This is a genomic window from Micromonospora sp. CCTCC AA 2012012, assembly GCF_040499845.1.
Taxonomy (GTDB): domain Bacteria; phylum Actinomycetota; class Actinomycetes; order Mycobacteriales; family Micromonosporaceae; genus Micromonospora; species Micromonospora mangrovi.
The window spans coordinates 3,621,497-3,645,607 of the sequence record NZ_CP159342.1 but is presented as its reverse complement, the minus strand read 5'-3'; the positions used below and the strand labels follow the sequence as shown (position 1 = coordinate 3,645,607).

General features: G+C 73.4%; 20 protein-coding genes. 14 read left to right on the top strand and 6 right to left on the bottom strand.

Annotated features, from left to right (window positions below):
• Positions 1-26 precede the first annotated feature (26 nt).
• The gene (locus ABUL08_RS15865) at positions 27-908 is read left to right on the top strand and encodes an alpha/beta fold hydrolase (RefSeq protein ID WP_350930689.1); all 882 of its coding nucleotides are present in this window, start codon (positions 27-29) and stop codon (positions 906-908) included.
• An 86-nt stretch (positions 909-994) separates the two neighbouring features.
• On the opposite strand, the gene ABUL08_RS15860 is transcribed toward ABUL08_RS15865, so the two are convergent.
• Positions 995-2,506, bottom strand: coding sequence for an NAD-dependent malic enzyme (locus ABUL08_RS15860; protein WP_377521745.1), 1,512 nt, complete (start codon positions 2,504-2,506; stop codon positions 995-997).
• Between the two features lie 159 nt (positions 2,507-2,665).
• On the opposite strand from ABUL08_RS15860, the gene hflX reads away from it, so the two are divergent.
• Positions 2,666-4,129 (top strand): GTPase HflX, encoded by a 1,464-nt coding sequence (hflX, locus tag ABUL08_RS15855; RefSeq protein WP_350930687.1) that lies wholly within the window; start codon positions 2,666-2,668, stop codon positions 4,127-4,129.
• 50 nt (positions 4,130-4,179) lie between these two features.
• Positions 4,180-5,790: a hypothetical protein gene (locus tag ABUL08_RS15850; RefSeq protein WP_350930686.1), complete on the top strand. Its 1,611-nt coding sequence runs from the start codon at positions 4,180-4,182 to the stop codon at positions 5,788-5,790.
• Positions 5,791-5,837: 47 nt separating this feature from the next.
• On the opposite strand, the gene lexA is transcribed toward ABUL08_RS15850, so the two are convergent.
• Positions 5,838-6,623, bottom strand: a complete 786-nt coding sequence (lexA, locus tag ABUL08_RS15845; RefSeq protein WP_350930685.1) for a transcriptional repressor LexA — start codon at positions 6,621-6,623, stop codon at positions 5,838-5,840.
• A 558-nt stretch (positions 6,624-7,181) separates the two neighbouring features.
• On the opposite strand from lexA, the gene nrdR reads away from it, so the two are divergent.
• The 7 genes from nrdR (at position 7,182) to ABUL08_RS15810 (ending at position 14,438) form a co-directional block, all read left to right on the top strand.
• The gene (gene nrdR / locus ABUL08_RS15840) at positions 7,182-7,682 is read left to right on the top strand and encodes a transcriptional regulator NrdR (protein WP_350930684.1); all 501 of its coding nucleotides are present in this window, start codon (positions 7,182-7,184) and stop codon (positions 7,680-7,682) included.
• A 65-nt stretch (positions 7,683-7,747) separates the two neighbouring features.
• Positions 7,748-10,633, top strand: coding sequence for a vitamin B12-dependent ribonucleotide reductase (locus tag ABUL08_RS15835; RefSeq protein ID WP_350938651.1), 2,886 nt, complete (start codon positions 7,748-7,750; stop codon positions 10,631-10,633).
• 196 nt (positions 10,634-10,829) lie between these two features.
• Complete coding sequence (locus ABUL08_RS15830; RefSeq protein ID WP_350930683.1) at positions 10,830-11,765, top strand: DUF2332 domain-containing protein; 936 nt, start codon at positions 10,830-10,832, stop codon at positions 11,763-11,765.
• 154 nt (positions 11,766-11,919) lie between these two features.
• Positions 11,920-12,555, top strand: a complete 636-nt coding sequence (locus ABUL08_RS15825; protein WP_350930682.1) for a class I SAM-dependent DNA methyltransferase — start codon at positions 11,920-11,922, stop codon at positions 12,553-12,555.
• Positions 12,552-13,529 (top strand): asparaginase, encoded by a 978-nt coding sequence (locus ABUL08_RS15820; RefSeq protein ID WP_350930681.1) that lies wholly within the window; start codon positions 12,552-12,554, stop codon positions 13,527-13,529. The genes ABUL08_RS15825 and ABUL08_RS15820 overlap by 4 nt, the downstream gene beginning before the upstream one ends.
• A gap of 29 nt (positions 13,530-13,558) precedes the next feature.
• A complete protein-coding gene (locus ABUL08_RS15815) occupies positions 13,559-13,804 on the top strand; it encodes a DUF5522 domain-containing protein (protein ID WP_350930680.1) in 246 nt (81 codons plus the stop codon).
• 31 nt (positions 13,805-13,835) lie between these two features.
• On the top strand, positions 13,836-14,438 hold the full coding sequence (locus ABUL08_RS15810; RefSeq protein WP_350930679.1) for a hypothetical protein: 603 nt from the start codon (positions 13,836-13,838) through the stop codon (positions 14,436-14,438).
• 21 nt (positions 14,439-14,459) lie between these two features.
• On the opposite strand, the gene ABUL08_RS15805 is transcribed toward ABUL08_RS15810, so the two are convergent.
• Entirely contained in the window at positions 14,460-15,146 is a 687-nt protein-coding gene (locus ABUL08_RS15805; RefSeq protein WP_350930678.1) for a metal-dependent transcriptional regulator, read from the bottom strand.
• Positions 15,147-15,243: 97 nt separating this feature from the next.
• Between ABUL08_RS15805 and ABUL08_RS15800 the strand changes: the two genes are divergently transcribed.
• The 3 genes from ABUL08_RS15800 to ABUL08_RS15790 are packed head-to-tail and all read left to right on the top strand — an operon-like array spanning position 15,244 to position 19,910.
• On the top strand, positions 15,244-16,101 hold the full coding sequence (locus ABUL08_RS15800; RefSeq protein WP_350930677.1) for a sulfurtransferase: 858 nt from the start codon (positions 15,244-15,246) through the stop codon (positions 16,099-16,101).
• Positions 16,102-16,147: 46 nt separating this feature from the next.
• Positions 16,148-17,329, top strand: coding sequence for an acetoin utilization protein AcuC (locus tag ABUL08_RS15795; protein ID WP_350930676.1), 1,182 nt, complete (start codon positions 16,148-16,150; stop codon positions 17,327-17,329).
• Positions 17,330-17,354: 25 nt separating this feature from the next.
• The gene (locus tag ABUL08_RS15790; protein WP_350930675.1) at positions 17,355-19,910 is read left to right on the top strand and encodes a bifunctional acetate--CoA ligase family protein/GNAT family N-acetyltransferase; all 2,556 of its coding nucleotides are present in this window, start codon (positions 17,355-17,357) and stop codon (positions 19,908-19,910) included.
• Positions 19,911-19,964: 54 nt separating this feature from the next.
• Here the strand turns inward: ABUL08_RS15790 and sigB are convergent, their stop codons facing one another.
• The gene (gene sigB / locus ABUL08_RS15785) at positions 19,965-20,981 is read right to left on the bottom strand and encodes an RNA polymerase sigma factor SigB (protein WP_377521743.1); all 1,017 of its coding nucleotides are present in this window, start codon (positions 20,979-20,981) and stop codon (positions 19,965-19,967) included.
• 225 nt (positions 20,982-21,206) lie between these two features.
• Between sigB and ABUL08_RS15780 the strand changes: the two genes are divergently transcribed.
• Positions 21,207-21,995 carry a sporulation protein gene (locus tag ABUL08_RS15780; RefSeq protein WP_350938648.1) on the top strand — a complete coding sequence of 263 codons (789 nt, stop codon included), beginning with the start codon at positions 21,207-21,209 and terminating at the stop codon, positions 21,993-21,995.
• Between the two features lie 95 nt (positions 21,996-22,090).
• Here ABUL08_RS15780 and dtd read toward each other — a convergent pair whose 3' ends face one another.
• Together dtd and ABUL08_RS15770 are read right to left on the bottom strand one after the other, a co-directional pair.
• Positions 22,091-22,513, bottom strand: coding sequence for a D-aminoacyl-tRNA deacylase (dtd, locus tag ABUL08_RS15775; protein ID WP_350930673.1), 423 nt, complete (start codon positions 22,511-22,513; stop codon positions 22,091-22,093).
• Positions 22,514-22,553: 40 nt separating this feature from the next.
• A complete protein-coding gene (locus ABUL08_RS15770) occupies positions 22,554-24,047 on the bottom strand; it encodes a DUF7782 domain-containing protein (protein WP_350938646.1) in 1,494 nt (497 codons plus the stop codon).
• Positions 24,048-24,111 lie beyond the last annotated feature (64 nt).

Sequence of the window (24,111 nt, the reverse complement as noted above, 5' to 3'; positions counted from 1 at the left end):
ATCATCAAACGGCGGACGGAGTCATCGTGACAGTCGAAGCGATCAGCCAGTTCACCAGTGACCGTGCGCGCACCCGTTTTCTCGCCGCGTACGAGCGGGTCCGGCACCGCCGCTGGCCCGCCGACGCGGTCGCCGCCGACCTGCCGACCAGCTTCGGGACCACCCGCGTCTACCGGTGGGGCGAGGGCGACGATCTGCCGTTCGTGCTGCTGCCGGGTGCCGGTGGCAACGCTCTGAGCTGGCATCCCCACCTACGCCGCCTCGGCCGGGACCGGCCGGTGATCGCCGTCGAACCGGTGGGCGAACCGGGCTGTTCCGTGCAGTCCCGCCCGCTCGACGGTGCCGAGGACTGGACGCGCTGGCTCGACGAGGTCCTCGCCGGTCTGGCCGTCGACCGGGTCCACCTCGTCGGCTGCTCCTTCGGCGGCTGGGTGGCCCTGCGGTACGCGCTGCACGCTCCCGGCCGGGTGGCCAGCACGGTCCTGCTGGACCCGGCGGGCTTCGGCCGGGTCGGCGGCCGGTTCCTCGCCTGGGTCCTGCTCAGTGGCCTGGCCGGACTCGCCCCGGCGCCGGTACGACACCTCGCTGCCCGGGTGCTGCGCAACGCCACGCTGCGCGACGACGACCTGATGGAACTGCTCCGCGCCAGCTTCGGCTTCCGTCGCCGGCACCCGGTGCCGCCGGCGGTCACCGACGACGACGTGCGCCGCCTCGACGTGCCGGTGCTGGTGCTGCTCGGTGAACGCAGCCAGCTCTACGACGCCCCCACCCTCGCGGCCCACCTGGCCGCCCAGAACCCGGCCATCCAGGTGGAGCTGGTCCCGGAAGCCGGCCACGACCTCCCGCTCTCCCACCCCACCCTGATCACCACCCACACCAACCACTTCACTGCCCGCCGGCAGTGTTGATCATGAGGTTCGCGTCAGGAACCGGCTCATCGGTGACGCAAACTTCATGATCAACGCGACCCGGCCGTGGGAGCGCCCAGTGCGGGTCAGGGGGTGGCGCTGGCGGTGGCGGCGATCTCGGGGAGGTCGGCGGGGCCGGGGTCGGCGGCGGGGGGTGCGGTGAGCGTCGGGTTCTGGGCGGCGGCGCGGACGGCGGCGGCGACCGCGGGGGCCACCCGGGAGTCGAAGACGCTGGGCACGATCACCGTCGGGTTGATCTTGTCCTCGCCGACCACGTCGGCGATGGCGCGGGCCGCCGCGATCGCCATCTCCTCGGTGAACTCCTCGGCGTGCGCGTCGAGCATGCCGCGGAAGACGCCCGGGAAGGCGAGCACGTTGTTGATCTGGTTGGGCTGGTCGGAGCGGCCGGTGGCGACCACCGCGGCGTGCTTGCGCGCCTCCCGCGGGTCGACCTCCGGGTCGGGGTTGGCCAGCGCGAAGACGATCGCGTCCCGGGCCATCGTGGCGATGTCGTCGCCGGTGAGCAGGTTCGGCGCACTGACCCCGATGAAGACGTCCGCGCCGCGTACCGCGCCGGGCAGGTCGCCGGAGTAGCTCTCCTTGTTGGTGTTCTCGGCCAGCCACTGCCAGGCCGGGTTGAGGTCCGGCAGGCCGCGGTGCAGGGCGCCCTGCCGGTCGTACGCGATGATGTCGCCCACGCCCTGGCGCAGCAGCAGCTTGATGATCGCGGTCCCGGCCGCGCCGGCCCCGGAGACCACCACCCGGACGTCCGCGAGCTGCTTGCCCACGACGCGCAGCGCGTTGGTCAGCGCGGCCAGCACACAGATCGCGGTGCCGTGCTGGTCGTCGTGGAAGACCGGGATGTCCAGCGCCTCGCGCAGCCGGGCCTCGATCTCGAAGCAGCGCGGCGCGGCGATGTCCTCCAGGTTGATCCCGCCGTACGCGGGCGCGATCGCCTTGACGATCTGCACGATCTCGTCGGTGTCCTGGGTGTCCAGCACCACCGGCCAGGCGTCCACCCCGCCGAAGCGCTTGAAGAGCGCGGCCTTGCCCTCCATCACCGGCAGCGACGCGGCCGGCCCGAGGTTGCCCAGGCCGAGCACGGCCGAGCCGTCGCTGACCACGGCGACCGTGTTGCGCTTGATGGTGAGGCGGCGGGCGTCTGCCGGGTTCTCGGCGATCGCCATGCAGACCCGGGCCACCCCGGGGGTGTACGCCCGGGAGAGGTCGTCGCGGGTGCGCAGCGCCACCTTGGAGTTGACCTCGATCTTGCCACCGAGGTGCAGCAGGAAGGTCCGGTCGGAGACCTTGCGGACGTCCACCCCGTCCAGCGCGCTCAGCGTCTCGACCACCTGGTCGGCGTGGCTCGCGTCGGCGGTGTCACAGGTGAGGTCGACGATGACGCTGGTCGGGTCGGAGTCGACCACGTCCAGCGCGGTGACGATCGCGCCGGCCTCGCCGACCGCGGTGGTGAGCCGGCCGATCGAGGAGGCGTCCGCGGTCACCGCGATCCGGATCGTGATCGAGAACCCGGCACTCGGCAGGCGGGTGATGGCCACGAGAAAACCTCCGTCGACGCTGAGCGGCTCGCCCCGCATTTCTACCCGCCTGCCGAGGTCGCCCGGCATCCGCCCCCGCTTTTGGGGTCGTGTGTCACGGGCATATAGCGGGTGCGTCCCGCGTTGACACATGTCAGGATGCTTAACACGTACGCGAAACCTCTCGCCGACGGACAGAACGGACAAGGGAGACTCAGTTTGCGAGACCAGGAGACCTACGTTCCCTTCGAGGACGACGAGCTCGACACCACCACCGGTGAGTTCGAGCTGTCGGAGCGGCAGGCGTTGCGGCGGGTCCCCGGCCTCTCGACCGAACTCACCGACATCACCGAGGTCGAATACCGCCAGCTGCGGCTGGAGCGGGTCGTCCTGGTGGGCGTCTGGACCGAAGGCACCCAGGACGACGCGGAGAACTCCCTCACCGAGCTCGCGGCGCTGGCCGAGACGGCCGGCTCGCAGGTGCTCGAAGGGCTGATCCAGCGGCGCAACCGCCCCGACCCGGCCACCTACATCGGGCGCGGCAAGGTCGACGACCTCGGCTCGATGGTGCTCTCCACCGGTGCCGACACCGTGATCTGCGACGGTGAGCTCTCGCCGTCCCAGCTGCGCAACCTGGAGCAGCGCACCAAGGTCAAGGTGGTCGACCGGACCGCCCTGATCCTCGACATCTTCGCCCAGCACGCCAAGAGCAAGGAAGGTAAGGCGCAGGTCGAGCTGGCCCAGCTCGAATACCTGCTCCCGCGCCTGCGCGGTTGGGGTGAGACGCTGTCCCGGCAGACCGGTGGTTCCGGTCGCGGCGGCGGCGCCGGCGGCGGCGTGGGCCTGCGTGGTCCCGGTGAGACCAAGCTGGAGACCGACCGGCGCCGGATCCGCACCCGGATCGCGCGGCTGCGCCGCGAGATCAAGGGCATGAAGACGGTACGCCAGACCAAGCGCTCCCGCCGTACCCGCAACGCCGTCCCCGCGGTGGCCATCGCCGGCTACACCAACGCCGGCAAGTCCAGCCTGCTCAACCGGCTGACCGGCGCGGGTGTGCTGGTGGAGAACGCCCTCTTCGCCACCCTGGACCCGACCACCCGCAAGGCCACCACCGCGGACGGTCGGCTCTACACGCTCTCCGACACCGTCGGCTTCGTCCGGCACCTGCCGCACCAGATCGTCGAGGCGTTCCGCTCGACCCTGGAGGAGGTCGCCGAGGCGGACCTGGTGGTGCACGTCGTCGACGGCACCCACCCGGACCCGGAGGAGCAGGTCCGCGCGGTGCACGAGGTGCTGGCCGAGGTCGGCGCCGACCGGCTGCCGGAGCTGCTGGTGGTCAACAAGACCGACGCGGCCGACGAGGAGACGCTGCTGCGGCTCAAGCGGCTCTGGCCCGAGGCGGTCTTCGTCTCGGCGCACAGCGGGCGCGGGATCGACGGGCTGCGCGAGGCGATCGAGCAGCGGCTGCCCCGCCCGGCGGTCGAGGTCCGCGCGGTGCTCCCGTACGACCGGGGTGACCTGGTCGCCCGGCTGCACCGGCAGGGCGAGGTGTTGAGCACCTCCCACCTGCCGGAGGGGACGCTGGTGCACGTGCGGGTGGGCGAGGCGCTCGCCGCCGAGCTGGCGCCGTTCCGCGCCGGTGACCGACTGGTCGACCAGGAGCGGGTGGGCGCCGGCCGCTGAGCCGTCCGGCGTCACCCGCCCGGGTAACCGGGCATGCGACACTTGGCCCCATGCGCCGCGCTGTTTCCTCGGTCACGGTTGCCCTCGGCCTGTTGGGGGCGACCGTGGCGATGCCCGCAGTCGTCCTGGCCGCGACCGCCCCGGCCGCCCACGCGGCCGCGGCGGTCGCCGGCAAGAAGAAGTGCACCGTCGAGGACGAGCGGCTGCGTGAGCTCTCCGGTCTGGTCGCCACCGCCACGGGCTACGTGGTGATCAACGACGGCACCGACCTGGAGAGCCGCAAGCGGGTCTTCTTCCTGGACACCAAGTGCCGGATCGCCCGCGAGCCGGTCCGCTACACGGACCCCGGGCCCCGCGACACGGAGGACCTGGCGCTCGGGCCGGACAAGAAGACCCTCTTCATCGCCGACACCGGCGACAACGTGACCAACAAGGAACGCCGGACCCGGGTCGCCGTCTGGACGATGCCGCTGAACGGGTCCAAGCAGCCGGTGCTGCACCGGTTGTCGTACCCGGACCAGCAGCCGCGCGACGCCGAGGCGCTGGTGGTCGGCGACGACGGCAAGCCGCTGATCATCACCAAGTCGCTCTCCGGCAAGTCGGAGATCTTCACGCCGACGGCCGCGTTCAAGGCGTCGGGTGACCCCGAGGCGGTGCCGATGCGCAAGGTCGGCGAGGTGACCGTCCCGAAGACCAGCACCGAGATCCGGATGGGCGCCCCGCTCAAGCTCCTGGTCACCGGTGCCACCCGCTCGCCCGACGGCAGCAAGGTGGTGCTGCGCACCTACGGCGACGCCTTCGAGTACGACGTCACCGGCGGAAACATCGTCGCCGCGCTGACCACGGGCAAGCCGCGGGTCACGCCGCTGGCCGACCCGTTCGGCGAGGCGATCTCCTACACCCCGGACGGGAAGTCCTTCGTCACCGTCTCCGACGGCGGGCAGATGGACGACTCCGAGCCGATCGAGATCCTCGGCTACACCCCGTCCACCAAGGGCGTGGAGGCGCTCCCCGCCGCGGCGGGTGGCGGGCCGGCCAAGCCGTCGGCGCAGAAGTCCTGGATGGAGGGGCTCAGCCTCGACGAGATCACCTACCTGATCGCCGCCGTCGGCGTGATCGGCGCGCTGATGGTCGGCGCCGGCATCTTCGGCATCCTCCGGGCCCGCCGTAAGCCGGTCGCCGCCGAGCCGACCGACGGCCCGGACCGGGACGACGTCTTCCCGCCGAACGACGGGTTCGACGCGCCCCGCGGCGGTCGTCCGGAGAATCCCCCGCCCGGCGTGTACGGCGGCGGACCCGCCGGTGGCTACGGCCCCGGTCCGGGGGCCGGCGCGCCGGCCCGTCCCGCCACCGGCGGCGGCGTGTACGGCGGTGGCGCCGGTCGCCCCCAGGGCGGCGGCGTCTACGGCGGCGGCGGACGCCCTCCGGGCGGTGGCGGGCGTCCCCAGGGTGGCGGCGGCCGGCCGCAGGGCGGTGGCGTCTACGGCGGTGCCCCGCAGGGCGGTGGCGTGTACGGCGGCGGGCGCGCGGAACCGCCCCGCCGGGATTCGGGCCACCAGGACCCGCGGGGTGGCGGCCGCGCCAACGGCTACGAGGACGGTCGTGGCCAGTACGGGCAGGTGCCCGGTGGACGCGAGTACCGGGGCGGCGACCGCTACTGACCGGGGTGCCCGGGTGACCACCGCGCGGCGGTCACCCGGGGACGAGGTCAGATCCGGCGCAGCACGGCCACGACGCGACCCATGATGGTGGCGTCGTCACCGGGAATCGGGTCGAAGGCCGGGTTCTGCGGCATCAGCCAGACGTGCCCGTCGCGCCGCCGGTAGGTCTTCACGGTCGCCTCGCCGTCGAGCATCGCCGCGACGATGTCGCCGGCCTCGGCGTTCGGCTGCTGCCGGACCACCACCCAGTCGCCGTCGCAGATCGCCGCGTCGAGCATCGAGTCGCCCTTGACCTGGAGCATGAAGACCTCGCCCTCACCCACCAGCTCGCGGGGGAGCGGGAAGACGTCCTCGACGGCCTGCTCGGCCAGGATCGGGCCACCGGCGGCGATCCGGCCCAGCATCGGCACGTACGCCGGGGTGGGGCGCTGGGAGCGGCTCAGCTCGTCGTCGACCACGTCGCTGGGGGCGCGCACGTCGACCGCCCGGGGGCGGTTGGGGTCGCGCCGCAGGAAGCCCTTCTTCTCCAGCTCCTTGAGCTGGTAGGCGACGCTGGACGGGGAGACCAGGCCGACGGCCTCGCCGATCTCCCGGACGCTCGGCGGGTAGCCGTGCCGCTCGACCCAGGTGCGGATGAACTCCAGGATCCGCCGCTGCCGGGCGGTCAGGTCGACCGTCGCCGGGTCGGGGAAGCTGCTGACCACCGGGGTGACGGGGCGCACGGCGGGCTGGCCCGTCCGACTGCGCGCGGCGCGGGGGCGGCGGGTCGCCGGCGGACCCGCTCCGTCGATCGGCTGCGGGTTCTTCGGCCGGCTGGCCCGGTCCTCGGTCACGTCCGTCCCTCCCTGGTCGGCGCTGGGTGCCTCGGCGGCTCGTGGTGCACACGGGTGCTGCGCTGGCGCTGCTGCTGAGCGGTGCGGCGCGACACGCCGTCCGGTCGTTGTTGACCGTATAGGTGGGATGGGTCATTTTCAAACATCTGTACGACCTGTTGTCGGCGTGTCGGACCGAATTCCTGGTATTCCGAACGCCTGTTCTGATAAATGGTACGTCGCAGTCGAACAGGTGTTCCAGTGGTGACCCGCCGTGACTCCCGGCGCACTCGTCCGTTGGGGCTTTCGGCGGGCCCCGGGGAGGTGGCGTGGGGAAGTGATTCTGGCGACGCGCCGGACACGCCGGTCAACTTGACCTCGCTTGGGTGACGGCATACGGTCAACCCCTAGATGTAGTAGTCACACGGGCGTAAGTCGCCTACAGGTTGGGTTCGACTACCGACCGCACTCCCGTACCGTCAACCCGGCGGCGGCCATCGTAACGGTGGCGTCGTCGCCTTGACGCGTGCCCGGGAGTGCGCCGGTGCGCCCGCGAATCGATGAGAAGGAGGTCGGGCGATGCGGTGTCCGTACTGCCGGCACGCCGACTCCCGGGTCGTCGACTCGCGGGAGGCCGACGACGGTCAGCTCATCCGGCGGCGGCGCTCCTGCCCGGAGTGCGGCAAACGGTTCACCACCGTCGAGGAGGCGGTGCTCGCGGTGGTCAAGCGCAGCGGGGTGACCGAGCCGTTCAGCCGTACGAAGATCATCGGCGGGGTGCGCAAGGCGTGCCAGGGCCGGCCGGTCGACGACGACTCGATCGCGCTGCTGGCGCAGAAGGTCGAGGAGACCGTCCGGGCCAAGGGGGCCGCCGAGATCCCGAGCCACGAGGTCGGGCTCGCCATCCTGGGACCGCTGCGGGACCTGGACGAGGTGGCCTACCTCCGCTTCGCCAGCGTCTACCGGTCCTTCGACTCGCTCGCCGACTTCGAGCGCGAGATCGAGACGCTGCGGGACGCCGCACGCGCCCGGGAGGGCGCCGGGGTCGGGGCCGCCGAGGCCGACGGCCGTACCAGTTGAGTTTTCGAATGTCTGACAGTGACGAACGCGCGGTGGGTGACCGCGCAGACGAGGGGGCGGATGAGATGGCGGGGGACGGCGTGACAGCAAGCAAGTCGCGGACCCGGGCCGGCGCGAACGCGGGGCTCAAGATCGACCGGGTGTGGACCACCGAGGGGGTCCACCCCTACGACGAGGTCGCCTGGGAGCGCCGGGACGTCGTCATGACGAACTGGCGGGACGGCTCGATCAACTTCGAGCAGCGCGGGGTCGAGTTCCCCGAGGCCTGGAGCGTCAACGCGGCCAACATCGTGACCACCAAGTACTTCCGGGGCGCGGTGGGGACCGAGCAGCGGGAGTGGTCGCTCAAGCAGCTCATCGACCGGGTGGTCGGCACCTACCGCAAGGCCGGTGAGGAGTACGGCTACTTCGCCACCGCCGCCGACGCGGAGGTCTTCGCCCACGAGCTGACCTGGATGCTGCTGCACCAGGTGTTCAGCTTCAACTCGCCGGTCTGGTTCAACGTCGGTACGCCGTCGCCGCAGCAGGTCAGCGCCTGCTTCATCCTCAGCGTCGACGACTCGATGGACTCCATCCTGGACTGGTACAAGGAGGAGGGCCGGATCTTCCAGGGCGGCTCGGGCGCCGGGGTCAACCTCTCCCGCATCCGTTCCTCCAAGGAGCTGCTCTCCTCCGGCGGCACCGCCTCCGGCCCGGTCAGCTTCATGCGCGGCGCGGACGCCTCCGCCGGCACCATCAAGTCCGGTGGCGCCACCCGGCGCGCCGCCAAGATGGTCATCCTCGACGTCGACCACCCGGACATCGAGGAGTTCGTGGCGACCAAGGCGCGCGAGGAGGACAAGATCCGCGCGCTGCGGGACGCCGGCTTCGACATGGACCTGGGCGGCGCCGACATCGTCAGCGTGCAGTACCAGAACGCCAACAACTCGGTCCGCGTCTCCGACGAGTTCATGACCGCGGTGGAGAACGGCGGCGGCTTCGACCTGCGCGGCCGGCTCGACGGGCAGACCATCGAGACGATCGACGCCAAGAAGCTCTTCCACACCATCTCCCAGGCCGCCTGGGAGTGCGCGGACCCCGGCCTGCAGTACGACGACACCATCAACGACTGGCACACCTGCCCGGAGACCGGGCGGATCACCGCGTCGAACCCGTGCTCGGAGTACCTGCACCTGGACAACTCCTCGTGCAACCTCGCCTCGCTGAACCTGATGAAGTTCCTCAAGGCCGACGGCAGCTTCGAGGTGGAGAAGTTCGTCAAGAGCGTCGAGTTCGTCATCACCGCGATGGACATCTCGATCTGCTTCGCCGACTTCCCCACCGAGAAGATCGGCGAGACCACCCGCGCCTACCGGCAGCTCGGCATCGGGTACGCCAACCTCGGCGCGCTGCTGATGGCCACCGGCCTGCCGTACGACTCGGAGCAGGGGCGCTCGGTCGCCGCGGCGATCACCTCGCTGATGACCGGCACGGCCTACCGCCGCTCCGCCGAGCTGGCCGGCGTCGTCGGCCCGTACGACGGTTACGCCCGCAACGCCGAGCCGCACAAGCGGGTCATGCGCAAGCACGCCGCCGCCAACGACGCCATCAAGCCGGCCGGCGCGGTCGCCACCGCCATCCAGCGGGAGGCCACCAGGCAGTGGACGCTGGGCAACAAGACCGGTGACAAGTTCGGCTGGCGCAACTCCCAGGCCAGCGTCCTCGCCCCGACCGGCACCATCGGCTTCATGATGGACTGCGACACCACCGGCGTGGAGCCGGACCTGGCGCTGGTCAAGTTCAAGAAGCTGGTCGGCGGCGGCTCGATGCAGATCGTCAACCAGACCGTCCCGCGCGCCCTGCGCAGCCTCGGCTACCCCGAGGAGCAGGTCGAGGCGATCGTCGAGCACATCGCCGACCACGGCCACGTGGTGGACGCCCCCGGGCTCAAGCCGGAGCACTACCCGGTCTTCGACTGCGCCATGGGTGAGCGGACCATCGCCCCGATGGGGCACGTCCGGATGATGGCGGCGATCCAGCCGTTCGTCTCCGGTGCCATCTCCAAGACGGTGAACATGCCGGAGGCGGCCACCGTCGAGGACGTCGAGAAGATCTACTTCGAGGGCTGGAAGCTCGGCCTCAAGGCGTTGGCGATCTACCGCGACAACTGCAAGGTCGGCCAGCCGCTCTCGGTCGCCAAGTCCAACAAGGCCACCGAGCCGGCGGCGGTCGAGGCCGCCCCGGCCGCGCCGGTGGTGGAGAAGGTCGTCGAGTACCGGCCGGTGCGCAAGCGGCTGCCGAAGAAGCGCCCCTCGGAGACGGTCTCCTTCTCCGTCGGCGGTGCCGAGGGCTACCTCACCGCGTCGTCCTACCCGGACGACGGCCTCGGCGAGGTCTTCCTGAAGATGTCGAAGCAGGGCTCGACCCTGGCCGGCGTGATGGACGCCTTCTCGGTGGCCATCTCCATCGGTCTCCAGTACGGCGTCCCGCTGGAGACGTACGTCAGCAAGTTCACCAACATGCGCTTCGAGCCGGCCGGTATGACCGACGACCCGGACGTGCGGATGGCCGCCTCGGTGATGGACTACATCTTCCGTCGCCTGGCCCTGGACTTCCTGCCGTACGAGCGCCGCGCGGAGCTGGGCATCTTCACCGCCAAGGAGCGGGCCGCCCAGCTGCGGGCCGAGGCGGAGGCGGAGGCGAGCGGTGCGGACCTCACCGCGATGGCCTCCTCCGCCCCGGTCGAGGCGCCCGAGACGAAGACCGGTCCGGTCGCCCAACCGGCGCAGGAGCTGGCGGACGTCGCCGCCGTCAAGCCGGCGCCGGCGGTGGGTTCCAGCACGGAGCTGCTGGAGGCCGTGATCGGCAAGGCCGCCGACGCGCCGCTCTGCTTCACCTGCGGCACGAAGATGCGTCCGGCCGGTAGCTGCTACGTCTGCGAGGGCTGCGGCTCCACCAGCGGCTGCAGCTGACGTAACGCACCGTTCCACGAGCGCGGCAGGGGATTCCCTTGCCGCGCTCGCGGCGTCTCCCGGCCCACCCGGCGTGCTCCCATGATCGTCTGACGCTGAGCGCACTTCTGGACGGCGTGTCGGAACCCGGAGCAGCAGACGATCTTGAGGCACCTCAGGGGCCTCGGGACCGGCGCCGGGCTGGGATGCTCGGGCGATGACGATCGCCGAGACGTACGCCCGGTTCGCCGCCCGGGAGGCCCGTGGCGTGTCACCCACGTACGAGCGCCTGGCGCTGGCGGTCGCCGGCGACGACGCGGTGCTCGCCCGGCTGAGCACCGTGCCCCCGGCCAAGCAGCAGCCCAACCTGCTGTTCGGCGTGGTACGGCTGCTCGGCGGCCCGGTCGACGATCCGGTGGCCTTCCACGACTTCGTGCTGGCCAACTGGCCGGCGACCGAGGCGGGGCTGCGGGCCCGGGCGACCCAGACGAACGAGGCCGGGCGGTGTGCCGTACTCCTGCCGGTGCTGGCGGCGCTGCCGCAGCCGCTCGCCCTGCTGGAGGTCGGCGCGTCGGCGGGCCTCTGTCTCTATCCCGACCGGTACGCCTACCGCTACGGCGACCACCGGGTGGGTACGGGCGAGCCGGTCCTGGAGTGCGCGGCCGGCGGCCTGGCCCTGCCGGCCGGGCGGCCGGAGGTGGTGTGGCGGGCCGGTCTGGACCTGAACCCGCTGGACGTGACCGACCCGGCGGACCTGGCCTGGCTCGACGCCCTCATCTGGCCGGAGCACACCCACCGGCGGGCCCGGCTGCGGGCCGCGGCGTCGATCGCCGCGGCGGAACCGCCGCTGCTCGTACGCGGGGACCTGGTGGACGACCTGCCGGCGCTGGCCGCGGAGGCGCCGGCCGGTGCGACGCTGGTGGTCTTCCACACCTCGGTGCTGTACCAGGTGCCGGCACCCCGGCGGGTGGCGTTCGTCGACCTGGTCCGGGAACTGCCGGGGCACTGGATCGCGAGCGAGTCCCCGGAGGTGCTGCCGTACGAGGGGCTGCCGGAGCCGCCGAGCGACGCGGCGCACCACGTGCTCGCCCTGGACGGGACGCCGCTGGCCTGGACCCGGGGGCACGGGCAGGCGATCGACTGGTTCGCCTGACGCGACCCGGGCCGGTCGTGGGGGACCCTGCCGCATGATCGTCTGACGCTCAGCACACATTCCGTCGGCGTGTCGGCACCCTGGAGTGCAGACGATCTTGAGGAGCCGGCCGGTGCCCCCTCCGTGGCGGTGCGCTGGACTAGGGTTCGTCGGCGTGACCGAACCAGCGTGGATGACCGAGACGCGGAACGCGTACGACACCGTTGCCGAGGACTATGCGCGGCTGCTGCCGGGTGTGCTGGAGGGGACGCTGGACCGGGCGATGCTGGCGGCGTTCGCCGAGCAGGTCGGCGCGGCCGGGCGGGTGGTCGAGGTGGGCTGCGGCACCGGCCGGGTCACCACCCACCTGCGCGACCTCGGGCTGGACATCGCCGGGATCGACCTGTCGGCCGGGATGGTCGAGGTGGGCCGGCGGCACCATCCGGAGCTGCCCCTCGCGGTCGGGTCGATGACCGACCTGCCGGTGTCGACCGGTGCCCTCGCCGGCCTGGTCGCCTGGTACTCGATCATCCACATTCCACCCGCGCTGCTGCCCGGGGTCCTCGCCGAGTTCCACCGGGTCCTGGCACCGGGTGGTCGGCTGCTGCTGGCGTTCAAGGCCGGCGACTGCCTGGACCGGCTCGACCAGGCGTACGGCCACACCGTCTCGTACGACGTGCACTGGCTGCACGCCGACCGGGTCGCCGACCAGCTCGCGGCGGCCGGGTTCACGATGCACGCCCGGCTGGACCGGGAGCCCGAGGGGTACGACCGCGGCCCGCAGTCGATCATGCTGGCGATCCGGGCATGACCGTCGTCCTGTTCACCCTCGGCGGGACCATCGCGATGGCCGGTGCCGGGTCGACCGGCGTGGTGGCCCGGCTGACCGGTGCCGACCTCGCCGCCGCCGTGCCCGGCCTGGCCGAGATCCCGCTGGACGTACGGGACGTGGCGGCGGTGCCGAGCGCCGCGCTGACGTACCAGCAGGTGCTGGACCTGGTCGAGGCCGCGGGCGCGGCGGTGGCCGACGGGGCGACCGGCGTCGTCGTCACCCAGGGCACCGACACGCTGGAGGAGACCGCCTACCTGGCCGACCTGGTCTGGCCGCACCCCGCGCCGCTGGTCCTCACCGGCGCGATGCGCAACCCGACCCTGGCCGGGCCGGACGGCCCGGCGAACCTGCTCGCCGCCGTCCGGGTCGCCGCCGCGCCGACCGCCCGCGACCTCGGCGTCCTGGTCGCGTTCAACGACGAGATCCACGCCGCGCGCTTCGTCCGCAAGACCCACAGCACGAGTACGGCCACCTTCGCCTCACCCAACGCCGGCCCGCTCGGCCACGTCATCGAAGGGCAGGTACGACTGCTGACCCGACCGCCCCGGCACGAGCCGCTGCCACCGGTGGCCGCCGACCGGCTCGCCGCCACCCGGGTCGCGCTGCACACGGTCACCCTCGACGACGACGTGACGCTGGTGGAGGCGGTGGCCCACGGGCGGGACGGCCTGGTGGTGGCCGGCTTCGGCGTCGGGCACGTGCCGCCGGACCTCGCCCCGGCGCTCGGTGCGCTCGCCGCACGGATGCCCGTGGTGCTCACCTCGCGGACCGGGGCCGGCTCGGTGCTGCGCCACACGTACGGGGCGATCGGCTCGGAGACCGACCTGCGCCGGCGGGGACTGGTCGACGGCGGGCTGCTCGACCCGTACAAGGCGAAGCTGCTGCTGCGCCTCCTGCTCGCCACCGGCGCCGACCGGGCGGCGGTGCCCGACGCCTTCGCCCGGCACGGCTGAGCGGGGAGCCGACTCCCTAGACTCGCCGGGTGAGTGGAGAAGAGCGGCGACCGTTGGCGGACCGGCCGTTGACCGAGCCGCACCCGTCCCGGCTGTCGCCGGAGCACCCGGACCGGGCCCGGATCCTGGCCGCGCACACCGCCGCCCTCGCGGCCGGGGAGGCCGGCTACCTCGACCCGGCGACCGGGCTCTTCGTGCTCAGCGCCGGTTTCCTGGCCCGGCGGGGCACCTGCTGTGGGCGAGGCTGCCGGCACTGTCCGTACGTGACCGATTGAGGGCTTCCGTCCGACCCGGGCAGCCCGTACGGTGTCCGACGGACAGCCGGCGGTGACCGCCGGCCGGGGGGTGGAGGTGAGTGTGCACGGGCGGAGCTGGCTCGCCGTGGCGGCCGTACTGCTGACCACCGGCTGCGCCTCCGGGACCCCGCCGGTCGCGGTGCCCCCGGCGGAGCCGCTGACGGTGGAGGCAGCGGCGGCGGCCTCCTCCGGCGGGGCGTGCCGGCTGCTCGACTTCGCGGTGATCGCGAAGCAGACCGGGGGGCGCTTCGACGTGGCGGCGGCCAGCGACAGTGGCGACACCCACACCTGCGTGGTCCGCAGCGAGCGGAGCCTGCTGCCGGAGCTGACCCTCACGGTCACCGACACGTCCATCGACAAGTCGACCTTCACCCTGGACGTGCTGCCCAGGGGGGCGAAGAAGGTCACCCGGCTGGGGCAGGTGGCCTACCGGCGCACCCTGCCGAAGACCGGCAAGCTCGGCCCGGCCGCCGAGGTGGGCTGGCTGGCCACCGAGGGGCGGCTCACCACCCTGCGCTGGACCTGCCCGCGCACCGCCGACAGCGCGGAGGCCGAAAGGATGGCGAGCAAGCTGATCGCCCTGGCGAAGACCCTCGACACCCGGGCGCTCTGACCGGACCGGCCGGTCGGACGCTCAGCCCGCCGCGACGAACACCCGGGAGGCCACCTCGCGGGGCAGCCGGACCCGGTCGCCGGAGCGGTCGATGGAGACGCCGTCGCGCTCCTGCGCCACCGTCACCGTCGCGCCCGGGTCGACGCCCGCCGCGTGCAGCTGCCGGAGCACGTCCGCGTCGGTCTGCACGCTCTCGCAGATCCGCCGGACCACCACCGGGCCGGAGAGCCCGGGGAAGGCGAGGTTCCGCTCGCCCTCGATGCTGTCGGCGGCCGCCGGCTCGGGGGTGCCCAGCTCCTCCAGCCCGGGGATCGGGTTCCCGTACGGCGAGCGGGTCGGGCGGTTGAGCAGGTCGTAGACCCGCTTCTCGACCGCGTCGCTCATCACGTGCTCCCAGCGGCAGGCCTCCTCGTGGGCCTCCTCGTAGGGCATCCCGATCACGTTGACCAGCAGCAGCTCGGCCAGGCGGTGCTTGCGCATCACGGCGACGGCGTTGCTGCGGCCCGCCGCGGTGAGCGACAGGTGCCGGTCACCCTCCACGGTGAGCAGGCCGTCCCGCTCCATCCGGGCGACGGTCTGGCTGACGGTGGGCCCGCTCTGGCGCAGCCGCTCGGCGATCCGCGCACGCAGCGGCGGCACCCCTTCCTCCTCCAGTTCGAGGATGGTGCGCAGGTACATCTCGGTCGTGTCGACCAGGTCATGCTTCACGTCAGCGGCCTCCCGGTGGTCGATGCTACCCCGGCGCTCCGACGATCTCCGCTGCCGAACCGCGAGGTAGCTGCCCGAATGGTGTTGACTGGAGCGCATGTCCGGAACCGAGGAGCTGCTGGTCGAACCCGACGCGCTCGCCGCCGCGCTCGACCGCCCCGACGCGCCCACCCTGCTCGACGTCCGGTGGCGGCTGGTCGGGCCGCCCGGCCGCGACGACCACCGCGCCGGGCACCTGCCGGGTGCCGTCTTCGTCGACCTGGACACCGCGCTCTGTGGCCCGCCCGGCCCGGCCGGCCGGCATCCGCTGCCCGACCCGGCCACGCTCCAGGCGGCGCTGCGGGCCGCCGGGGTCCGCGCCGGTCACCCCGTCGTCGTGTACGACGGCGGCGACGGGATGTCCGCCGCCCGCGCCTGGTGGACGCTGCGCTGGGCGGGACACCGGCCGGTCCGGGTGCTGCACGGCGGCTTCCCGGCCTGGGTCGCCGCCGGCCTCCCCGTCACCACCGACGATCCCGCCCCGGCGCCGGGTGACGTCACCGTGGCGCCCGGCGCGCTGCCCGTCCTCGACGCCGGTGCGGCCGCCCGACTGGCCGCCGCCGACTCCGGTGTGCTGCTCGACGTACGGGCCGCGCCCCGCTACCGGGGCGAGACCGAACCGATCGACCCGGTCGCCGGGCACGTGCCGGGCGCGGTGAACCTGCCCGCCCCGGAGTACGTCACCGACGGCCGCTTCCCGCCCGTCGACGCGCTGCGCGAGCGGTTCGCCGGGGCGGGCGTCACGGAGACCGGGGTGGTCGGGGCGTACTGCGGTTCCGGGGTGACCGCCGCGCAGGCCGTCCTCGCGCTGCACCTCGCCGGCCGGCCGGACGCCGCCCTCTACGTCGGATCGTGGAGCAACTGGGTGGCCGACCCGACCCGCCCCGTGGCCACCGGGGACACACCGGGGAGCTGACCTGGGCTGCGGTGGCGCACGCCCACGCTCGTGGGACGATGGCCCCATGGTCGACGACACGGTGGTGGTGTGGGACGAGGCCCTGCTCGCCTACGACATGGGTGACCATCCCCTCGACCCGGTCCGGGTCGAGCTGACCATCGCGCTCGCCCGCGAACTCGGTGTGCTGGACCGGCCCGGTGTCCGGCTGGTCCGGCCGGAGCCGGCCGACGACGCGCTGCTGACCCGGGTGCACGATCCCCGCTACCTGGACGCGGTGCGGGTCGCCCCGCGGGACCCGCTCTTCGCCGGCTTCGGCCTGGGCACCTCGGACAACCCGGTCTTCGAGGGGATGCACGAGTCCAGCGCGCTGATCGCCGGGGCCAGTGTGGCCGCCGCCGAGGCGGTGTGGCGCGGCGACGCCCGTCGCGCGGTCAACGTCGCCGGTGGCCTGCACCACGCCATGCCCGCCCGGGCCTCGGGTTTCTGCGTCTACAACGACCCGGCGGTGGCCATCGCCCGCCTGCTCGACCTCGGCGCGGAGCGGATCGCGTACGTGGACGTGGACGTGCACCACGGCGACGGCGTGCAGCAGATCTTCTGGGACGACCCGCGGGTGCTCACGGTCAGCCTGCACGAGACGCCGCTCGCGCTCTTCCCCGGCACCGGGTTCCCCGACGAGACCGGCGGCCCGGGCGCGCAGGGCAGCGCGGTCAACGTGCCGCTGCCGCCGGGCGTCGGCGACGCCGGTTGGCAGCGCGCCTTCCACGCGATCGTGCCGTCGGTGCTGCGCGCGTTCCGGCCGCAGCTGCTGGTCACCCAGTGCGGGGCGGACGGCCACCGGCAGGACCCGCTGGCCGACCTGCACCTGTCGGTGGACGGGCAGCGGGCCACCTACCTGGCCCTGCGGGCGCTCGCCGACGAGCTCTGCGACGGCCGCTGGGTGGCCACCGGCGGCGGTGGGTACGCGCTGGTCGAGGTGGTGCCCCGGGCCTGGACCCACCTGCTGGCGGTGGCCACCGGCGAGCCGATCGACCCGGCCACGCTGACCCCGCCGGCCTGGCGGGAACTGGCCGCCGCCCGGGGACCGGGCCGGGACATCCCGCTGCGGATGACCGACGACGTCGACCCGTCGTACGAGCCGTGGCAGCCGAGCGGGGAGCCGAACGCGGTGGACCGTGCCGTCGCCGCCACCCGCAAGGCGGTCTTCCCGCTGCTCGGGCTCGACCCGTACGACCCCCGGGACTGACCGGGCGGTGGGGGAGGACCGAGCGGTGACCACTGTCGAACAACCCGTGGACGTGCTGCTCAGCGACGGTACGACCGTCCAGCTGCGACAGATCCGCGCCGAGGACGCCGCGGCGATCGTGGCGATGCACTCGCGGTTCTCGGAGCGCACCCGTTACCTGCGCTACTTCTCGCCGTACCCGCGCATCCCGGAGCGGGACCTGCAACGGTTCGTCAACGTCGACCACCGCGACCGGGAGGCGTTCGTCATCCTGGCCGGCGACCGGATCGTCGCGGTCGGCCGGTACGAGCGGCTGGGGCCCGAGTCGCCGGAGGCCGAGGTGGCCTTCGTGGTGGAGGACGCCTTCCAGGGCCGGGGCATCGGCTCGGTGCTGCTGGAGCACCTGGCCGACACGGCCCGCCGGTTCGGCATCGTGCACTTCGTCGCCGAGGTGCTCCCGGCCAACGGGGCGATGCTGCGGGTCTTCTCCGACTTCGGCTACCAGGTCCAGCGCCAGTACGCCGACGGCGTGGTGCACCTGAGCTTCCCGATCGCCCCCACCGAGGCGACCCTGGAGGTGCAGCGCGGCCGGGAGCACCGCACCGAGGCCCGCTCGATCGCCCGGCTGCTCGCCCCGCGGGGCATCGCCGTCTACGGGGCCAGCGCCACCGGGCAGGGCGTCGGCGCGGCGGTGCTCGGGCACCTGCGCGACGGCGGCTTCACCGGGGTGGTCGTCCCCGTGCACCGGACCGCGTCGACGGTGGCCGGGCTGCCCGCGTACCCGTCGGCGGTCGACGCCGGCCACGACATCGACCTGGCGGTCGTCGCGGTGGCCCCGGAGGCGGTGACCGAGGTGGTGGCCGACGCGGCGCGGGCCGGCGCGCACGGCCTGGTGGTCATCTCCGCGGGTTTCGCCGAGTCCGGCCCGGCGGGGGCGGCGGCCCAGCGCGCCCTGGTCCGCGCCGCGCACCTGGCCGGCATGCGGGTGGTCGGGCCGAACTGTCTCGGCATCGCCAACACCGACCCCGAGGTACGCCTCAACGCCACCCTCGCCCCGGTGCTGCCCGCCGCCGGGCGGGTGGGCGTCTTCAGCCAGTCCGGTGCGTTCGGGGTGGCGCTGCTGGCCGAGGCGTCCCGGCGCGGGCTCGGCCTGTCCAGCTTCGTGTCGGCCGGCAACCGGGCCGACGTGTCCGGCAACGACCTGCTGCAGTATTGGCAGGACGACCCGGGCACCGACGTCATCACGCTCTATCTGGAGACCTTCGGCAATCCGCGCAAGTTCGCCCGGCTGGCCCGGCGGATCGGCCGGAGCAAGCCGGTGGTGGCGCTCGCCTCGCTGGCCCGCCCGCCGGGCGTCGGCGACGCGCCGGCCCTGGACCCGGCGGCGGTGAGCGCGCTCTTCGCCCAGTCCGGGGTGATCCGGGTGGACACCGTCTCCGAGCTGCTCGACGTCGGCGTCCTGCTGGCCCATCAGCCGCTGCCGGCGGGCCGCCGGGTCGCCGTGGTCGGCAACTCCTCGGCGCTGGCCGGGCTGGCCGCCACCGCCTGCGCGGCCCAGGGCCTCACCGTGGCCGACGGCTACCCGCACGACGTCGGCCCGCTGGCCGGCGCCGCCGAGTACGCCGCCGCGCTGGCCGCGGCCGTCGCCGACGAGGGCGTCGACGCGGTGGTGGCGGTCTTCGCCCCGCCGCTGCCCGGCCAGCTCGCCGACCCGGACGCCGACTTCACCGCCGCCCTGCCCGCCGCGCTCGCCGCGGGAAAGCCGGTGGTGGCGACGTTCCTCGCCGGTCGGCTGCCCGCCGGGGTGCCGGCCTACCCGAGCGTGGAGGAGGCCGTCCGGGCCCTGGCCCGGGTCAGCCGGTACGCGGACTGGCTGCGCCGTCCACCCGGCGCGCTGCCCGAGCTGGACCGGGTCGACCAGCCGGCCGGGCAGGCCGCCCTGCGCCCCGAGCCGGCCGATCCGGCGGCGCTGCTGGCCGCGTACGGGATCGACGTAGTGGGGTCGGCCCCGGCGCGCTCCGCCGACGAGGCGGTCGAGGCCGCCGGGCGGCTCGGCTGGCCGGTCGCGGTGAAGGCCGCCGCCCCCGGCCTGCGACACCGGCTCGACCTCGGCGCGGTCCGCCTCGACCTGCCCGACCCGGTCGCGCTGCGCCGCGCGTACGCGGAGATGGCCCCGATCTTCGGCCCGGACGTGCTGGTCCAGCCGATGGTCGCGCCGGGGGTGGCGTGCGTGGTGGAGCTGGTGGAGGATCCGGCGTTCGGGCCGGTGGTCGGCTTCGGCCTCGGCGGGGTCGCCACCGAACTGCTCGGTGACCGGGCCTGGCGGGCGGTGCCGCTGACCGACCGGGACGCCGCCGAGCTGGTGGACGAGCCGCGGGCCGCGCCGCTGCTGCACGGCCACCGGGGTGCCGCGCCGGTGGACCGGGCCGCCCTGGTCGACCTGCTGCTGCGGGTCGGTCGGCTGGCCGACGAGCAGCCCCGGGTCCGTTCGCTCACCCTCAACCCGGTGCTGGCCCGCCCGGACGGCATCTCGGTGCTGCACGCCACCGTCAACACCGGCGTCGCCACCGACCGCCCCGACACCGGCCCCCGCCGGCTGTGACCGCACGCGCGGAGGCCCCGGCGAACCGCCGGGGCCTCCGCGTACCGTGCCGGGTCAGCAGGCGTACGCCTCCAGGCGCTGGGCCCGCTCCGGGGCGCGCAGCTTCAGCAGGGTGACCTTCTCGATCTGCCGGATCCGCTCCCGGGACAGCCCGAACTCGCGGCCCACCTCGTCCAGGGTGCGCTGCCGGCCGTCGTCCAGCCCGAACCGGAGCCGGATCACCGCCTGCTCCCGCTGGGAGAGGGTGGCCAGCACGATCCGCACCTCGTTGCGCAGCTCACCGTCGGCGGCGGTCTCGTCCGGCGTGGCCGACGGGTCCACCGCGGCGACGAAGTCGCCGAGCGCGCTCTCGCCGTCCTCGCCGACGGTCTGGTCCAGGCTGACCGGCTCGCGGTCGTACGAGATCAGCTCGATCACCTGGAACTCGGGGACGTCCAGCGCCTTGGCGACCTCGGCGACGGTGGGCTCCCGGCCCAGCGTGACCGACAGTTCACGGCGGGCCCGGACCATCCGGTTGACCTGCTCGACCATGTGCACCGGGATGCGGATGGTGCGGGCCTGGTCGGCCATGGCGCGGGTGATGGCCTGGCGGATCCACCAGGTGGCGTAGGTGGAGAACTTGTAGCCCTTGGTGTAGTCGAACTTCTCGACGGCGCGGATCAGGCCGAGGTTGCCCTCCTGGATCAGGTCGAGGAAGGCCATCCCGCGACCGGTGTACCGCTTGGCGATGCTGACCACCAGCCGCAGGTTCGCCTCCAGCAGGTGGTCCTTGGCGGCGCGGCCCTCGGCCACGATCAACGCCAGGTCGGCGCGTAGCTCGGCGGAGACCGGGGTGCAGGTGGAGAGCTTCTCCTCGGCGAAGAGGCCGGCCTCGATCCGCTTGCTGAGCTCCACCTCCTGGGCGGCGGTGAGCAGCTTGGTGCGACCGATCCCGTTCAGGTACGCCCGGACCAGGTCCGTGGAGACACCGCGCTCGTCGGTGGCGTCCAGGTCGGCCAGGTTGTCGGTGCCGGCCTCGGCGTCGATGGTGGCAGCCGGGCGGGTCTCGTGCTCGATCATCTGCAGGGCCATCTCTGTTCTCCCCGTGTCCTTCGTGCCGCGTACCGGGTTCCGTGCCGCGTGCCGGCGCGGTGGTGCCGGTGAGGAACAGCTTGGCGGTCGGGGCGTGAAACGGGAGTGAGGCGATCGGGGAACCGACACGAATCCCAGGGGAAACCCTGGTGCGGGTTGTCCGCCCCGGTTACCGTGCCAGCGGCCGGCCACCCGGGACCGGCCGGACAGGTGATCGGAGGACGTGTGGTCTTCAAGCGGCTCATGCAGGCGATGGGTGTGGGCGGTCCGTCGGTGGAGACGGTGCTGGCGAACCCGAACTGCCGTCCCGGCGGCTACCTGGAGGGCCGGATCCAGGTGGCCGGCGGTGACCACGCGGTGGACGTCTCGTACGTGGCGCTCGGTCTGGTCACCCGGGTCGAGGTGGAGAGCGGCGACTCGGAGTACGACACCAACCAGGAGTTCGGCCGGCGGCAGATGACCGGCGCGTTCCGGCTGGAGCCGGGGCAGCGGCACGACATCCCGTTCCGTTTCGACGTGCCGTGGGAGACGCCGCTGACCGACCTGTACGGCCAGCACCTGCACGGCATGACGATGGGGCTGCGGACCGAGCTGGAGGTGGCCCGCGCGGTGGACTCCGGCGACCTGGACCCGGTGGCGGTGCACCCGCTCCCGGCGCAGGAGCGGCTGCTGGAGGCGTTGCTGCGGCTGGGCTTCCGGTTCGCCCGGGCCGACGTGGAGCGGGGCCACATCTACGGCGTACGGCAGCACCTGCCGTTCTACCAGGAGATCGAGTTCCACCCGGCGCCGCAGTACGCCCGCGCGATCAACCAGCTGGAGGTCACCTTCGTCACCGACCCGCAGCAGGTGCAGGTGGTGCTGGAGATCGACAAGCGCGGCGGCGTCTTCACCGAGGGCCGCGACGCCTTCGGCCGCTTCACGGTGGACCACGCCACCGCCGACCGCACCGACTGGACCGCCCAACTCGACGCCTGGCTCCGCCAGTCCCTCCACCACCGCGGCCTCTTCTTCTGACCCCCTCCCTCCGCCGGGTTGATCATGAAGTTCGCGTCAGCGATGGCGCGGACTGTGACGCAAACTTCATGATCAACGCGGGGAGCGGGGGTGGGTCAGAGGTCGAGGAGGAGGGTGCGGGGGCCGGTGTTGGTGCTCTCCACCAGCATGTGGGTGCGGAAGCGGCCGGTCTCCACCTTGGCGCCGCGGGCCCGCAGTTCGTCGACCACGGCGGTGACCAGGGGTTCGGCCTGGTCGGCGGGGGCGGCGGCGGTCCAGCTCGGGCGGCGGCCCTTGCGGGCGTCGCCGTAGAGGGTGAACTGGCTGACCACCAGGATCGGCGCGCCGACGTCGGCGGCGCTCCGCTCCTCGTCGAGGATCCGCAGCTCGTGGATCTTGCGGGCCATCGTCGCCGCGATCTGCGGCGTGTCGGCGTGGGTGACCCCGAGCAGCACCAGCAGGCCGTCGGTGATCTGACCGACCACCTCACCGTCGACCGTCACGCTGGCCCGGCTGACGGTCTGCACCAGAGCCCGCATCAGGCCACCTCACCGTCGACGGCCCGGCTCACCGCCGGCATCAGCGCGCCGGCCCGTCGCCGAGGGCCGGGTCCACCGGCTCGATGATGCCGCGCTCGACCAGGTGGGTCACGATCGGGCCGGCCGCCTCGGCCAGCTCCTCCGGGACCACGTCGTGCGCGGCGGCGAGCAGCGCGAGCTGGTCGCGCAGGGCCAGCCGACCGTCCGCACCGCCGACCAGGGCGAGCACCAACGGGTCGACCTCCTCCGACCAGCGCAGCCCGTGCGGCATGGCGAGCACCTGCCGGTCCACCGCCCAGCCCTCGTCGCCCATGGTGGCCTCCTGCCGCAGCTGGAGGCCCTCGGCGGCCCGGTAGCGCGCGGCGAGCAGCGCGTCGGTGTCACGTACCCGGAGCCAGTCCTGGCGGTCGAACCAGGCGGCGATCCGGTCGCCCATCGGCGGCTCCACCCGCTGCCGCAGGTCCTCCACCCGGACGATCGGCTCGTCCCGGCCGGAGCGGCGCAGCGAGACGATGCCGAACCCGATCGCCTCCACCTTGTGCGCGTCGAACCAGTCCAGCCAGTCCGCCATCCGCTGCGGGTCGTGGGTGTGGCCGACGTCGGTGAGCCAGAGGTTGACGTACGCCATCGGGTCCGCCACCTCGCGCTGGATCACCCAGGCGTCCAGCCCGGTGCCGGCGAACCAGCCGGCCACCCGCTCGCCCCAGTCCTCGCCGGTGACGTGCACCCAGTTGGCCAGGTACTGCATGGTGCCGCCCTCGGTGAGCAGGTGCGGGGCGGCGGCGGCGAGTTCCGCGCCGATCGCGTCGCCGACCCGGCCGGAGTCCCGGTAGACGTGCGTGGTGGTGCCGGGGCCGACCACGAAGGGCGGGTTGCTGACCACCAGGTCGAAGCGGCGACCGGCGACCGGGGCGACCAGGTCGCCGCGGAGCAGCTCCCAGTCCTGGCCGTTGAGGGCGGCGGTGGTGGCGGCGAAGCGCAGCGCCCGCTCTGAGACGTCGGTGGCGGTGACCCGCCGGGCGTGGGTGGCCAGGTGCAGCGCCTGCACGCCGGAGCCGGTGCCGAGGTCCAGCGCGGTCTGCACCGGGCGGCGGACGGTCGCGCCGATCAGCGTCTGGGTGGCCCCGCCGATGCCGAGCACGTGTTCGCTGTGCAGGGGCTTGCCCGGTCGGGCGCTGGCCGGCACGTCGGCGAGCACCCACCAGTCGTCCCCGTACGGCTCCAGGTCGACGCCGGCGCGCAGGCCGTCGCCGTGCCGTTCGACGATCCCGCCGGCCAGGGCCTCCTCGACCGGCAGCGGCGCGAGGGCGGCCGCCACCGCGGCCTCCGACTCGGTCTGGTCGCAGATGAAGACCCGGATCAGCGTGGCGAGGGGATCCCGGTCCTCGGTGGCGCGCAGCGCCGCGCGGAAGTCGTTGCGGGCGGCCCCACCGGTGGCCTGCGGGCCCAGCCGGCCGGCGATGCCGTTCGAGGTGAACCCGGCCCGGGTCAGCGCGGTGCGCAGCGCCTCGACGCCGGCGGGGGAGAGCAGCATGTCGTGTTCCACGTCGCCATCCTGCCTCGCCCGAGGCCCGCGGTGGCCGCCACCCGGCACTTCC

Excerpts from the sequence above, each read along its gene's own strand:
- nrdR (WP_350930684.1), top strand. The coding sequence starts at position 7,182 with ATGCGGTGTCCGTACTGCCGGCACGCCGACTCCCGGGTCGTCGACTCG.
- ABUL08_RS15770 (WP_350938646.1), bottom strand. The coding sequence starts at position 24,047 with ATGCTGCTCTCCCCCGCCGGCGTCGAGGCGCTGCGCACCGCGCTGACC.
- ABUL08_RS15850 (WP_350930686.1), top strand. The coding sequence starts at position 4,180 with ATGCGCCGCGCTGTTTCCTCGGTCACGGTTGCCCTCGGCCTGTTGGGG.
- ABUL08_RS15800 (WP_350930677.1), top strand. The coding sequence starts at position 15,244 with ATGTCCGGAACCGAGGAGCTGCTGGTCGAACCCGACGCGCTCGCCGCC.
- ABUL08_RS15820 (WP_350930681.1), top strand. The coding sequence starts at position 12,552 with ATGACCGTCGTCCTGTTCACCCTCGGCGGGACCATCGCGATGGCCGGT.
- ABUL08_RS15860 (WP_377521745.1), bottom strand. The coding sequence starts at position 2,506 with ATGCGGGGCGAGCCGCTCAGCGTCGACGGAGGTTTTCTCGTGGCCATC.
- ABUL08_RS15830 (WP_350930683.1), top strand. The coding sequence starts at position 10,830 with ATGACGATCGCCGAGACGTACGCCCGGTTCGCCGCCCGGGAGGCCCGT.
- ABUL08_RS15795 (WP_350930676.1), top strand. The coding sequence starts at position 16,148 with ATGGTCGACGACACGGTGGTGGTGTGGGACGAGGCCCTGCTCGCCTAC.
- ABUL08_RS15835 (WP_350938651.1), top strand. The coding sequence starts at position 7,748 with ATGGCGGGGGACGGCGTGACAGCAAGCAAGTCGCGGACCCGGGCCGGC.
- sigB (WP_377521743.1), bottom strand. The coding sequence starts at position 20,981 with ATGGCCCTGCAGATGATCGAGCACGAGACCCGCCCGGCTGCCACCATC.
- dtd (WP_350930673.1), bottom strand. The coding sequence starts at position 22,513 with ATGCGGGCTCTGGTGCAGACCGTCAGCCGGGCCAGCGTGACGGTCGAC.